The organism is Chitinivibrionales bacterium, from assembly GCA_014728215.1.
In the GTDB taxonomy this organism is placed as follows: domain Bacteria; phylum Fibrobacterota; class Chitinivibrionia; order Chitinivibrionales; family WJKA01; genus WJKA01.
Map to the genome: position 1 here is coordinate 1 of WJLZ01000090.1, position 15,062 is coordinate 15,062.

Here is a 15,062-nt window from a genome sequence, read left to right on the forward strand (position 1 = left end):
ATCATAATGTCTGGCAAGGGTAAGGAGTACTTCCGCCTGGTATTTACTTTCGGGATAAGTCGAAAGAAACTGTTCGCAGGAGCTTATATCGGGTTTGCCGAGCATCATAATCTGAAAAGCCGCATCGTCGGCATAAGGGGATGACCCAAAACGTTCAAGTATTTCTTTATATAAGGTTTCCGCCTTTTCTTTTGCATAGTCGGCAGCAGCCTGATCGTTGTCATAATCCGATTTTTCAAAAAGATTCCTGTAAACGGATGCCCTATGGAAAGTGATTTCGGGTAGAGCGGAAGCCGGGGGAGCAGGATTTGCTGCAGAAAGCTTGTCGTAGATATCGAGCGCCTTGTCATATTGTTTAAGGTGAAGAGCATAGATGGCTGCTGTTCGGTGAAGCCTTTTCCATTGAGGAAGACTCTCGGCCGGCACTTCCATCAACTCGGTAAGCGCCTGCATTGCAGCATCGGGATCGGTAATTTTGAATACCTTCAGATACCTGATATGTTTTTCGGCTTCATCGATAAGGTCTTTTTCGGCTCCCGATTCCAGGAGGTATTCGTAATGACGAATTGCTGCCTTGTAATCTTTCAGTTCTGCATGACACCGGGCCAGGGAAAAGGTCGCTCGATGGCTGTAATGACTCGATGGATAGAGTTTGAGGAGATTTTCGAACTCCCGCAGCGCTGCGCCATACCGCTGATATTTTTCTTCATAGGTTTTGGCGATCCGATAAAGGACTTTATCCTTATTCGGAGCACCCGGCGCCTGAAGGTATTTGCGGTAGGCCATGATCGCACTGGGATACAGTTCCCGGCCGTAATAGAGATCTCCGGCTTTGAGCCATGCCATCGTTCCATATTCACCCGCCGAATCGATAATTGCAAGATTCTGCAGAGTGGCAATGGCCTGAGTGATATCATTTCGTCCGGCCTGGCACTCAGCAATCCGATAGTTGATTGTTACTTTGAGCGAATGAGAAGGAGCGGCCAGAAGAATTTTCCGATAGAGTTCCTCAGCCGTGGTATATTCTTTGGCTTTTCGAGAATTTTCGGCCCATGAAAGAAGGAATCCTGTTGAGAGATCAATGTTTTTCTTTTCATAGAAAGACGCAAGCCTCTTGTAAACCGGAAGACTTGCTTTGTACGCTTTCCGGTTATTGAGAAAGGTAAGATAAACCTTATAGGCTTCTTCAAATTCGGGAAAAAAACCCTCATGTTTTTCGTACATTTCGGCGAAATATCCGGCTGCTTTATCATTTTTTTGCATATTCCGGGCTAGGATCGCTTTATAGTAGCTAAGTCGGGCTGGAAAGGTTTTGTCGGGCGAAGTGCGTTTTTCCGCTTTTGACAAGACCTTTTTTGCCCTGGAATACTCTTTATTTTCGATAAGCAGGCCGGCCAGGGAGAGCGCAACATTGCCGGAGATTTTATTTCTTGGGAAACGACGGAAATAGACATCGTAAAGCTCAATTGCCCGGTCGGTATTTTTATCTTTTTCAGCACAACGGGCAGCTTCATACAACGCCTCCTGTGCCTTGGCACTTCCCACAAATCGACTCCAGACGCCATAAAACCAGTCGGATGCCTGTTTATAATCTCCCGTAGCTTTGCGGGTAACGCCGGCTAAAAACATGGCTTCCATGATTTTGTCGTTACGGGGAAACAATTCGATGAACTTTTCAAAGGAGGTGGCAGCCTGGGAGGCATTATCCATTTTGTACTGGCAGTAGGCGATCTTGAAATAGGCTCCAGGATCATTCTCGGGCGCCCGTTTTTTAATATCGAGATATTTCTGATACTGTTCAAGAGCGGCGTTGTAAAAACTGTCTCGATAAAAACGTTCGGCAAGATTGAATACCGATTCACTTTCGTTTGCGGATAAGATTGGTTTACTGAGAAATACAAAGATGAATAACGTAAGTATACTTCGTTTAAATGAGATACATCGAGAGAAAAAATGAGGATATGCCACACTGCACCTTCCTGAAAAAGAAACTATTACATCTGTAGTAATAAATAATAAATACTTAAAAGCGTGCAATTACAGCAAATTACGCATAATCAAATATAGTTATTACTAAATAGTTAGGTAAAGCCGATATTACTGATTGGAATCATGCGTGGTGTGCTGCGGCAAATCGTTAATCGGAATATCGCTTTCCTGTGGTGGTTCTTCTTCGCCTCGGAGTAAAAAATAGAGAAGTGCACCAACACCGGCGCCACCCACGGAGGCAAGAGTGATAGGCACTATGCGATTTTTCTTCTCCTTAACAGCATACTCTTCAACTTTGGTGGGATCTTTTGTCCACTTATATGAAAATGTGACAACGCCGTACTGGTCATGAACCGTTATATCAGGAACCGCATCAAGCGAAAAGGTTACGACAATCAGATCGTGCCATTCGGGTTGCAGACCTTTGATTTCTTCATTAACATTTATTTTTTTCTTTTCAATTTCAAAGCCGGTGATCGGAGACATTGACTGTGAAGGTATAGGAGAAGAACCGATTTCAGTATCATTGAATTCGAATATGAGCTTTTTCTCTTTCATGTTTATGTCATAAAAGTAACTGGTGGGTTTGTCTCTGAAAATGAAGTAGCAGGTAACCACCACTTCATCAGGATAATCACCGGGCTCTTCCTGAAGCTGAATGCCTTCAAGTACGGCATTCTGAATAACACTTTCCTGAGCCCTAAGGGAGAATATGCAAAGAAATAGAGAGCTTAAGCATACTACCAACAGAAAACTTTTTTTCATAAATTCCTGCAATTCCTTCTAATTATCATTATAAATCAAGGCAGATGTTTCGTCAAGACGTTTAAATTGCCGAAATTCTCCAAAATTCCCATCATAAAAATAAATGTTCCGGATGCTTGTATTTTTGGTCTCTGATTATTTTGCTATACCGTTTAAATAAATATACTTTTTTGATAAAATATTATTCCAGAATTACAGTAGCGATACAGAGATTGCGATCGTGACTTATTGATAAATGGACTCGATCAATTTCCGAATTTTTCATTGTTTCATTAAGTTTGTCGTTGCATATCCTTATAAAAGGTGCACGGAAATCTTCAGCCCTGATTTCCACGCTTTTCCAGGTCGAAAGCTTTTGACATGATTCCGGAAGAGCCTTATAAAAAGCCTCTTTGGCAGCCCACCGTCCGGCATAATGAAGGGGGGGATCGGCCCTGGTACTGCAATATCTGATCTCTTCTGTTGTGAAAGCTTTCGTGATAAAATGATCTCCGTATTTTTCGAGCATCCCGGCAATACGGTTGCTGTCTGCAATATCAACACCCAGTCCTTTAATCATCTGTGGAAAAACTGCTTTGATCCGGGGACAGGGACGATAGTTCCGATATCTCTTCATCGTTAGCTTCATATCCTCCTTGTGCTGCAACATTTAATGCAAGTCCCAGCGAGACGACATGCTTGGAACGCGGCATCTGGCCGGCATAATACCCACTTTCTTCGGTGTAATACACATAATCGAGACTGACAGGGCCAGCCATTACTCCCAGACCGAAGGTCGGATACCCCTGATTGATTCCACCGCGTAAGGCAAGGTATTGAAGATCGATTTCCGCTCCAAGATGGATTTTTTTTCCAAATTGTTCGTATTTCTCTGTTTTTTCTTCAAAACCCCACAGGTCGGTGATTTCAAAGGAAGCGATAATGCTGCGTAAAAAGGCCAAATTTTCAATAGGAGGGACATAGTAGGCACATCCCAGATCGAGCCGGGGCACGAAAACCCGGCCTCCTACCACACCAAACAGGTCCTTTACCGAATAAGCAAGACGGAATCCCGGAAAGAGATCATGCATGAATCCGATATCAAAACTTGCGCCGTGCTGAAGGTTTGACAGGTCGCCAATCACACCGAAAGGAGATTTTGATGCCTCCTCAAAGTAAAAGAATGTCTCGGAATAGGTGGTTATTCTACTGTCCAGATCGGAGCGTTGGAGGTACTCCAGAGAAACACCAAAATGATTGGATTCGTGTTTCAACGGGATACCAACCGCCCAGGTAAAAACCAGATCCCGTCTTCCTCTAAACCCGAGTTTGGGTATGAAATGGCCTGTTTCGATACGGAGTCCAATGGGCCAGACACTGTAGATACCGAATCCCAGATTTTTTGTGGCCACGGTTATTTCGGGTATATATTCTACACCGGCCCAGTAACCGTCTCTGCTGCTTATATCATCCATAAACTGCGTATTTCCGGCGATAGTTTCAATATCGCTCATTTCATCCTTATACTTTCCGAGCAGTTCGAGATAATCAAAAAATTCACCGTCAATGGCAAATATCAAAGGACGGCTCGAGATCTGGACTTTATCCCGCAATAATCCCAATCCGGCCGGATTATGGAAAATGGCAGTCCGGTCGGTAGTTACCGCAACGGTAGTGTTTCCCATTCCCATGGAGCGGATACCATGATAATTTGGACCAGGAGGAGCTGCATTGATCGATAATGTCCAGACAATAACTATAGCGGAAATATGTATTACCCATGAGGCGGCCTGTTTCATCATTAATTGACCTCCCGAATCTTTTTCCAGTATTTAAGTAAATCTTCTTTAGCGCCCTCAAGACGGCTGATAAGAACGTCACGATATGGTTCCGGTGGAATCGCACTCGTTTTGGCAACATCCTCATCGATAAGACCGTCGCCGTCATTATCGAGTCCATCGAACCATTCCTCATCAATTCCATAATCGCCGCCCTGTAATTCTGTTGAAGAATTTCCGGTGTAGCTGCCGATGGAATCTTTAGATAAGGCGGTGGTATCGTAATCAGGATGATAGGACGGCAATGTTTTGTTGCGTTGTTGCAGGGCCTGGGCAATCAGTAGATACTTGTGTTGTTTTAACAGTGTCGTATCGAACGTTATATCCATAGTGAAAGAATTATCCACATCGTTCCATATCAGCTTACTTCCCTCGTGTAAGGAGTCGGCAGGATTGGTATCGATAAAATCGCCGTCGTCATCAAGGGTATCATCGATAATCCGGGTGTCTTCGTCGATCAGACCATCGAAATCATTATCGATCCCATCCATGATCTCTTCATCGACGCCCCAGTCACCGAAAATAAACTCATAAGTGTGGTCGCCCTTATAGCGGTAGCGGTGATAGGCAGAATCGGTGGTATCGACCCATTCATACAAATCGGGATTCTGTGCCCGATGAGCCGAATCGCCGATATGCATCTCTCCCGAACCTCCATTACCCAGAACAATGTCGATTTTATCGTCCTGGTCCCAGTCAATCCAGATCATACGAGCGATGTGCCCGTCACCGTCGGTATCGTAATAATCTCCATCGTTGTCCCGGAGATCATCATAATAATAATAGGGGAGAACCTTCTTGAAATTGACGATCATATCATGCACACCTTGTCCCATGGTCGTGTCGATTTGATTGTTTGTTTTCTCGGCGCCCCACTTGAGGTCTGCTCTGAAAAGGCTGTCGCTTTCATTAGCTTTTTCAAGTGAATTGATAAGGGAATCGAGTTTGGGATTGATATCCTTGGGATCATTGGAAATCTGTTTCAAGCTGTCGAGATCCATGCTGTCGAGTGACGGGATATCATCAACCAGAATTTTATATGCCTCCTGTTCATCGGTATATGGAGAATTCGGTTTGTAATCGAGAGTGTCGTTACTATTCAAGTCGATTATGCTCAGAATTGTTTTAATGCTTATCTCAATCAGATAATCGCTTTCATACTGTTTCCGGAGAATAACCCGGTCCATTTTCGGACAGGAGTCCAGGCATTCCTCCTGATCACAGTCTCCCATACATGAATTTTCACAATAATCGTAACAATCGTAGGCTTCGTTGATCTTGTCCAGATATCTGATCGCCTGTGAGACCGCATCGTAGATACGTTTCCGTTCGCTGTAAACCGAGTCGATCAGACGGGCCGGATGGCCGTCTCTGTCAACAGTCATTGTATTCAGCGGTCTTCCCAGAGAGTCCTGATAGAGAAAGGGGACGTTTTTTTTCTTTTCCTCAGGAGGATTGACTTCATCCCATACTTCATCCAAATCCACATCGGCGATACGGAGGATGCATTTCCCTTTGTAAAAATATGCTTCTGATTTGCTGCTGTCCATTTCGAGCGCTTTGTCGAACAGACGGGCGGCTTCGCGCCAGTCTTCGGTAGTTGTGGCAGTACGTATGGCGAGTTTCCCTTCTAAAATAACGCCCTCGGCGCCGCGGCGTTCGGCAAAATCTTCCCGTCGGTCTTCAGATGGTGCAAAAATGTTGCAAAATAGAGTAGTGCTCCCGATGAGAAGAACAACAATGCGCAGATGTCTAAACAGGCACATAAGCCATTCCTTTAAAAATTATTGTTAAGGGGGTTGTATTTCCAGATAATGTCATAAGGATTGTTTCTAAGTTTAAGTATATCATTAATATAAAAAAAAGGAATGAATAACCGTTAATAAAAATTAATATTAATTATTTCTGCGATTTAGAGAAAATTTTGTATTATAAAAAGACAGAACCGCTTGTCGGTATTAATCTTATGTCTATTTTATTATGCATTGCCCCCAGGCGTCTTTTATCTTACAATAATAACAGACTGCCTTCAAGGGGGCTATACGGGCAATAGAGTATCCCGGCCGTTATGGGATTAAGTGAAAGATAACAAAACATAATGGGCTATCGAGTCTTAAGAAGCGTTTGTTTCCTTAAAGCATTCATGGTTACTCTGCTTGCTTTCCAGACCGCCCCCGCCGATTCGAATGGTAACCCTTCTATTCTTGTGCTCTGTTCTTACCACGAAGGGCATCTCTGGACAGGTCAGGAGCTTGATGGTGAACGGAAAGTTATTCTCAAAGCATTCCCCGATGCCGAGATTTTTGTTGAGTTCATGGACTGGAAACGATTTCCTACCGATGGAAATGTGAAGAGATTCAGGGATAATCTAATCGGGAAATACCACTCGAATGATTTTAATTTGATTGTGGCAAATGATAACACCGCTTTGAATTTTGCATTCCACAATCGACCGGATTTATTCCCGGGTACACCGGTAATTTTTGCCGGAATCAACGGATTTGAGGAGATAGCTTCCATTTTACCTCCCGGTGTTACGGGGGTTGCCGAAGCAATAGATCCCATGGCGACCCTTACTACAGCATTATCGATTCATCCCGATACACGCCGCGTGATCATCATCACCGACAGAACGGTAAGTGGTTTAAATACCCGCCGTGAGATCGAAAGAGTAATCAAACGATTAAATCGTCGAGAGATCTCCTTTGAGTTTGCCGACCACCTTTCCATGGAGGGGCTTCGTTCCCTGGTGGGCTCCCTTGGTTCCAATTCCTTTGTGTATATGACCTACTTTAATCGTGATTCGACCGGTACTTTTTATGGGCACGAAGAATCGGTGGAGCTTATTACCCGAAGCAGTAGTGTTCCGGTGTATCATTCTTACGAATTTGCTCTTGGTCGTGGAATAGCGGGGGGGCATCTCTTGAGCGCCTATGCCCATGGTGAATCTGCAGGAGAGCTTGCGGTTAAAATTCTTCAGGGAGCAGATCCCGACAGCATTATGCCTTTACGGGTAAGTCCCTGTCCTGCAATATTCGATTTCAGCGTAATGAAAAAATACGGGATTCTCCGCAAGGCCGTGCCTTCCGGAGCGAAACTCATCAATCGCCCTGAATCATTTCTGGTGCGGTATCGATGGATTATTCTTGCCGTTGCTCTGTTTTCTTTTTTTCAGACCGTGGTCATAGCCGCTCTTCTGGGAAACATATTCCGCCGAAGGCGTATTGAACGTGAATTGAAATTGAGTGAAAAGCGTTTCAAGGAGCTGATTGAGCGTTCCCCGCTGGCGATTTTTGTCTCCCGGGATATGGAAATTCTTTATGCCAATGATTCCATGGTACGGCTGTCCGGATATACAACCGAGGAACTTGCCGGGAAAAATCCTGTTGATCTCGCTACTCCCGATTCCCGTCCACGAATTGAAGAATATAACAATCGTCGACTGGCAGGCGATGATGTTCCTGTGAGCTATGAATTCGAAGCTTTGCACAAGGATGGTCGTCAGGCGCCGATTCGGGTTCATGTGGCGCTTGTTAGTATGAGTGAAGGACCGGCATCGGTAGTTTTTGTGGATGATCTTACTGAGCAGAAAAGGATCGAACAGGATAAAATGGATATGTTACGGAGGGGCGAGCACGCACAGAAAATGGAAAGTCTTGGTGTGCTTGCCGGTGGTATAGCCCACGATTTTAACAACTTGCTTGCAGGAATATCGGCAAACGGTGGAATGGCCCGTACGACATTGGAACCGAATCATGAAGCTCACGAATATCTTGCCGGGCTGGAAAAAGCCGTAATGCGGGCAAGCCGGATCGCCCGCCAACTGCTGACTTTTGCCCGGGGCGGATCGCCCGCCAAAGCTGTTATTTCCATAAAAGATATCGTTATCGATTCGGCGGAATTCGCATTCCACGGGACCTATCATAACCTGAAGTTTGATCTGCCCGGTAATCTCTGGCCGGTGATCGCCGATGCAGGCCAGACCGGGCAGGTAATCAATAATCTGATAATCAATGCATTACAGGCCATGAAAGAGACAGGTATTGTCAAGGTATCAGGGAAGAACACCCGGTTGTCACGCAACAATAAAGCCGGGCTTTCTGCCGGAACATACGTCTGTGTGGCAGTACAGGATACGGGACCGGGCATTACGCCTGAAGATCTGGGGCGGATATTCGATCCATTCTATACAACCAAAGACACAGGAACCGGTCTCGGCCTTTCAACAGCCTATTCTATCGTAAAAGCTCACGGCGGTGCACTCCTGGTCGATTCGAAAAAGGGAAAGGGAAGCCGCTTTTCTGTTTATCTCCCCGCCTCGCCGGATGGTGTCATTGACACGGAACCTCAGTCTTCGGCAACCGGTAACACTCGTTCAGCACGGGTGCTTCTAATGGATGATGATCAGATCGTTCGAAAAGGCGTGCAGCAAATGCTTCGATCACTGGGCCATCATGTTGATACTGCCTCGGAAGGTGACGGAGCGATCGATCTGTTCAGGCAGGCCGTAAAAGATAAGCCCTACGATTTTGTTATTCTCGACCTAACTGTGCGGGGAGGGAAAGGCGGCAAAGAAACACTGGAGATTTTAAAAACAATCGACCCCCGCATTATCGCCATTGCCACCAGTGGGTATTCCAATGATGATGTTTTTGCCGATCCTGCACAGGCCGGATTCAAAGCCAGCCTTCCCAAACCTTTTGCACTCGACCATCTTGCCGGTGTAATCGCCGGAATACTTGACACGCAATAAGATCTCGATTTAAATTAAGAATATCCACGAAAGGGCACTGCCCCCGGCAGTCTCCTTATGCGTCCGTATCACTATTGCCGACAATACATTTCTTCGGGATATCAGCATGCACAAAAGAATTCATTTATTTCTCCTCCCGCTGTTTTCGATCGCCGTTTCATTACTTTTTTTCACCTGCGGTGATAATAATCCTTCCGGCCCCTCTTCCGCTCTCCCTCAGCTTCGTACCCCTGATGTATACAAGACGGGTGTTGATGAGCCTGTGACATTAAGGATCGAAGGCTCAGATCCCGACGGTGAAATCGCGGAATATCAGTGGACCATCGACAGCGCCGGCCCCGTGACAACCCAGGATTCTCTCTATGAAGTGGTCTATTCCACCGACGGATTAAAACAGGTAAAGGTGCAGGCTGTTGATAATGAAGGTAACTATTCAAATGCCGTAACCATAAATATCGCCGTTGTGGCCAATGCGTCGGTGCTGATTTGGCCCCTTGACGGCGATTCGATACCTGCCGGAAACGCCTATCTGGAATGGGTGCCGGGGTCTTATTCTCAATACTTTTCGGTGTTTATGGATACGACAAATCCACCGGTCGTTAATGCAAAGCCATTAACCTATGATTCTTCATATAATGTAACATCCTATGTAGAGCCGGGTAAAACGTATTACTGGTATGTCATTGCACACAGTGAAACCTATGAAGCCGATACCAGCGAGATAGCAAGCTTTACCGTGGCTGCCGATGATTCGATGGCCCTGGAGTTCGAATTCTGCCGGCTTGTGCTCTCCGATTACTCAATCTACCAGGACAAACTTCCCCCCGATCCCTCTGTTTATTTTCCCAACTGCGCCAATCTGTACGCATCGATCGGTGATCCCTATACGGCCTATATTGATCCGGTGATCAGTGCAATGTACTGGTCTGCAATGACTACCGAAACAGCTGGTGTCGGGATTCTACACGATTCCACCCTGAGCGGATATGCCATTACCTATGTTATCAAAAATTCACCGGCCGAGAATGCCGGTTTGCAGGTTGGAGATACAATCACCGCAGTAGGGGATTCATCGACCGCTGGGATTTCCTATTCAGAATTCAAAGCTCTTTTAACCGGCGAGCCTGGTGAAATCAGAGTCCTTCACCTGCGAAACGAAAGCGGTGAACGTACCGTGGAAGTTACCCTGGGGACCTTTTTTGCTCCCAGTGTTTTTACCGTTTCCCTTTCCGATTCGGTGGCTTATATTGTTCTCGAACGTTTTTCTTCGGAGACCGAAATTGACGGAGGATCTGCTGAGGAGTTTCGCCGTGCGCTTGACAGCACCAAATGGGCGCGGTATACCATTTTCGATCTTCGGCAAAACGGGGGAGGTGAACTTGGTCAATGCTTTGATATTGCAAGCAATTTCGTGCCCGACAATACACCAGTGATAAAATCAAGCCAGCGTTCGTATGTCGAATCACTGAATGGGGTAATCACCCATGATACCACCTATTATTCCGAGGGTGGAGAAAAAGCGCTCGATCGCCCGTTCTATGTCCTCGTCGATGGGTACACTGCAAGTGCATCGGAAATTGTGGTGTCCTGCTTGAAAGATTTTCGTCCCGATGATATTACCGTCATAGGAACCACGACCTATGGGAAAGGAAGCGGCCAATATCTTTTTAACACTCCCACGGAAGGCATTGCAAAAATTACCCGGATGCTCCTTATGCCGGTGCTTGGTTCTCCCTATAATCTTGTCGGTATTGCCCCGCATGTAGAAATTACCCCTGATGAAGACGCACTGGATGTTGCTTTGGAAATGATCGGGACGACCACCCTGGCCAAGGCCCGAAAAAACAATACGACCCGCCGAATCGAAATTCTCCGGGAACAGCTGAAAACAGGCGAGTGGGCGCCGGTGGGCGTGATAAAGGGTGACCGGAAGGGGAAGGGCTAGGATGCCGGTTTAAGGCAAGGATTTTTCAAACTTTCAATGATCAGTTTTCACCGCTCATAACTCACAAATAATGGGGTGTCGTTGTCCCCGTCAGAATATCCGCTCCCCTTACCGATAGATAAACTGTCTTTTATTGGTAAACCGCGAATTCTTGCCGGTGATAGTAATAATATAAACTCCTTCAGGAAGCAGTGTTTTATCGATAATCGCCGGCTGTTGGGCCGAACAGGTTGCCGCATAGACACAAATACCGCGACTGTCATAGATTTTAAGGCCCCGTGACTGGCCGGAAAAACCGGCGATCATTACCGTGTGTCGGGAGACCGTGATCAAAGGGGAAACTGCATCTTTGAATGATAATTGCCGGGCATGTGTTTCAGGATTTCCGATCGAGAAATATTCATCGGAATAATCAATGAATGTTTTCTCGTAATCTCTGACCCGTACGAGACACTTGTCCGAATTTAATTCTTCATTGTCGACAGTCCGGGGGATCTCCCATAAACACCCCTCCCAGGAAGCATCTCCCGGCCGAAGTGTTTCATCGTTAACCGCATGCCAGGTAATACCTGCATCGGGAGAAAAGTCAACCAGGGCTTCATTAATTATACTCGTGTCTGTCGTCCAGGTTATCGTGATTGTTTCTCCGTGATTAAAACGCACGGTCTCATTGGGATAGGAGAGTATATACACCGGAGAGGATTCGATCTTTATTCCACTGACTATCGGTGCTTCGGTGTGGCTCCGGATGAATTGTATATCGAGCATTTTTTCACCCACCACAGCTTTGTGAGAGAGGGTGTGCGCAATCGCTCTTCCATCGGCATTCGTGAAAATATCGAAAGGCATGCCGGGAAGTTCTTCACCCTGGATTTTGATACCGAATAAACGGTCTTCCGGCGCACTGTGCCAGAGTTCGGCAAAGAGAAGAGAGACCAGATACGCGCCGTTGCGAATCCGGAATTTATAGCCGAAATCACGAAATCGCACGCGTTGAAAGATTTCATCATCGGACGTCTGCGCTATCGGCTCTATTTTACAGGTGGCAAATGATGGATAGTCGGCACCGGGTAAATCATAATAGCCGTAATCGCTGTCGATAGTCCAGGCTTTGTCGCCTTCAAATTCACCGGAGCCATCACCACCGCAGTTGACTGCAAATGGGACGGAAACATAGTTCAGCACTCCGGTGGTGACCGAAATGCTGTTACTCGACTGCGATTCATTACCCGCTTCATCTTTTGCCCTGACCGTGAAGGTGTAGTCCGTCTCGGGATCGAGATTCTCGATTGTTGCCCGTGTACTATCACCACCTGTCTGATGAATGCTTTGTGAGCCTTCATAGATCGTATAGGTACAAACTTCCACATTATCGTTGGAGGCGTCCCATTCCAGTGTGACCGTTGTTGCGGTATGGGACAGGAGCGTGAGATTTTGCGGTCGTGATGGAGGCTGGTTGTCGGTAAGGGGTTCGCAGGATGGTCCCCATCCGTTGCGGACCATGATTGCGGTGGCGGAATCCGCCCACAGGCGGTTGCCCTCGAGATTATAGTGATGCCCGTCGTAATAGGGACCATCGGAATTGATAACCTCGCTTTTGGAAAGTATACCGGGAATACTCCAGATCTGTTCTATGACATCATCACGGTAAGGAGTCTTATCCCGTGCCGTCTCTTCGTATTTACCGATCAGAAAAGGAATGTCCGGAAGTCCCAGATCAGAACGCATATTTTCAACTGTTTCAGCAACATCGTCGGCAAAGGTATAGGCACGAGCTTCGCATTCGCGCGACTCGATATAGCCGATTTGAGCGACTATACCGGCAATCGTTACCTTGTCCTTTATCTCCAAAGCACAATTGATAAGCTCTTCATACAGCGCACCGCCTTTGCGGTAGTAGTTGTTACCGCCTGAATGCTCGCATGAATTGGAATGGGGATCACAGTTTATCGTGCCTTTGGTATTGCCGTTCATGATAAGCCCGAAATGATAACACGGGTATGCTTCAGCCATCTTCTTTATGAATTGAAACGACATACTGCCCCGTCCGTAATATTGACTTCGGCAGTTTGTGTTGAGATGCTGTGAGTGGATCGAATCGACCGCCGGCTCCCAGGCATGGTTGTCCGAATCGATACGATAATTCCAGCATCGTGGATGAATGTTTTTGTCCTTTTCACCCCGTCCGTTCATATTCGAATGCCCGATCGCCAAATAGACGATCATCGAATCTTTCGGAATAGTGGTAGTACCGATAGTGACTTGTGCAGATAAAGTGGAAATTAAAGCGATTAAATTACCTATAGAAAAAATACGAGCAATGCGCATTGTGCTCAACCCCCCCTGCCTTAATGAAACTCAGCATCTGGAATGCTGGAACTTTGTTGAAATTATAATATAATGAATTTTAATGTAAAACGCTTGGATTTCTGGAAAGGGGAGGTTGATGTATTTGGAATGGGGATGAGGGCATGATCAGAAAAGTATCACTCGAAAAACCTGTGGATTTAAATGGACCTTAGAGTTCTTTCCCCTATTAAGGATCGAGTGTCAAATTTCATTATGGCATTCTCAAGGGAATTCTTTTTAAATAAGAAAGAATGAGGATGAAACCGAATATATTTATGCGCCTTTGTTTTTTTGTCAAAACAACATTTTTATTTGCGCAGAAAGGGTGAGTCCATATATTTATATCCTACGTTGAAAATGCTTATTATATTCATGCCGGTAATGCCGGCATGCGTGGGTTGAGTGGTAAGCATTGAGCATTTTTTTATTGGCAGTTGAGATGAAGGTTACGTTTTTAAAGCTATTATGTGCAAAAAACGGTGTTTTCCTTGGGGTTTTCAGGCTCTTAGAGCCGGCATGTCTCTAAGCTACAACCCAAATGATCAGGAAAGGGGATGAATGCATTTGGAAAGGAACTGCCGTCCCTTTGTATCTCTTCTAAGGAAAATGCTTGTTTATAGCTATGCGCCGGGAGCGCATAGGGGAGAGTTTTATATAGCAGGCTTTATTGCGGGGAATAATTTGTTTTTGAAATGAACCAATGATTTGCTAAAGCGCTTAAAACCCTGGTTAAACGCATCGTTGTTTTCTTAAACCCCACAAAGTGACGGGCAAAACAGTGCTCTAAGGAGTGCTTAAGCGGTTAGAAATTGCCGGAATTGGCGATTCTGGAGCGGAATGGGGTTTCGCGTGGTCCGACCCGAATAATTGGTCCCTCATACTGATTAGTTTCGTGATTGTAAGTCATGCATTAACTCCATTGATGCAAACCATAGACGTAGTACCGAATGTGGTTTACACCCGCTTGGACGGCGGGTGTCTTTTCGGGCACAAAAGCTTTCAAGCCATTTTCACCTACCATATTCTTCTTTCTCTTCGGCGGCGGCTATAATCCATTGGTGCAAATATATTGATTACAACGTTTGACAAATGGTGAAGTTGCCGCCTATAGCAATGCATAATTCTTGTGGAGTCAAGTGCAACTTGATGGAGCGAGAATTATGCCTAGCCCACAGCGGCAATTTGGCGCAGCCTGGAGCGCAGCGGAACACCATTTGTTTGTTGTAAGCTGTAAATTTGCATCCTTCCATGTTTTTTTCTCTTCCGCCGCCGCTCTTCGCCTTACTCTTCCTTTTTGTGCCCTATTCGAACGCCGGAGCACATGATTTTATAAGAGCCCCCTCAAGAAGGTATTTTTTCGAGTGCTGATTAACTCAATACACCATTCAATTGGAGGCTCATATGAAAACATGTAAATCTCATTCATCAAAAAAATCTGCAGCAA

At 45.8% G+C, this 15,062-nt stretch carries 8 protein-coding genes; 2 read left to right on the top strand and 6 right to left on the bottom strand.

Features of this window, described 5'->3' with window-relative positions; translation table 11 throughout:
- The 5 genes from GF401_07070 to GF401_07090 form a co-directional block, all read right to left on the bottom strand.
- A partial coding sequence (locus tag GF401_07070; protein ID MBD3344808.1) for a tetratricopeptide repeat protein occupies positions 1-2,037 on the bottom strand: 2,037 nt, incomplete at its 3' end.
- Positions 2,038-2,097: 60 nt separating this feature from the next.
- Positions 2,098-2,754 (bottom strand): hypothetical protein, encoded by a 657-nt coding sequence (locus GF401_07075; GenBank protein ID MBD3344809.1) that lies wholly within the window; start codon positions 2,752-2,754, stop codon positions 2,098-2,100.
- Between the two features lie 181 nt (positions 2,755-2,935).
- Positions 2,936-3,403, bottom strand: a complete 468-nt coding sequence (gene acpS, locus GF401_07080) for a holo-[acyl-carrier-protein] synthase (GenBank protein MBD3344810.1) — start codon at positions 3,401-3,403, stop codon at positions 2,936-2,938.
- Positions 3,306-4,535, bottom strand: coding sequence for a hypothetical protein (locus tag GF401_07085; GenBank protein ID MBD3344811.1), 1,230 nt, complete (start codon positions 4,533-4,535; stop codon positions 3,306-3,308). Before GF401_07085 ends, acpS begins: the two co-directional genes overlap by 98 nt.
- Positions 4,535-6,337 carry a hypothetical protein gene (locus tag GF401_07090; protein MBD3344812.1) on the bottom strand — a complete coding sequence of 601 codons (1,803 nt, stop codon included), beginning with the start codon at positions 6,335-6,337 and terminating at the stop codon, positions 4,535-4,537. The genes GF401_07085 and GF401_07090 overlap by 1 nt, the downstream gene beginning before the upstream one ends.
- A gap of 332 nt (positions 6,338-6,669) precedes the next feature.
- Between GF401_07090 and GF401_07095 the strand changes: the two genes are divergently transcribed.
- Both GF401_07095 and GF401_07100 read left to right on the top strand, forming a co-directional pair.
- Entirely contained in the window at positions 6,670-9,324 is a 2,655-nt protein-coding gene (locus tag GF401_07095; protein ID MBD3344813.1) for a PAS domain S-box protein, read from the top strand.
- Positions 9,325-9,430: 106 nt separating this feature from the next.
- Entirely contained in the window at positions 9,431-11,269 is a 1,839-nt protein-coding gene (locus GF401_07100) for a PDZ domain-containing protein (protein MBD3344814.1), read from the top strand.
- Positions 11,270-11,377: 108 nt separating this feature from the next.
- Here GF401_07100 and GF401_07105 read toward each other — a convergent pair whose 3' ends face one another.
- The gene (locus GF401_07105; GenBank protein MBD3344815.1) at positions 11,378-13,597 is read right to left on the bottom strand and encodes a hypothetical protein; all 2,220 of its coding nucleotides are present in this window, start codon (positions 13,595-13,597) and stop codon (positions 11,378-11,380) included.
- Between the last annotated feature and the right edge of the window lie 1,465 nt (positions 13,598-15,062).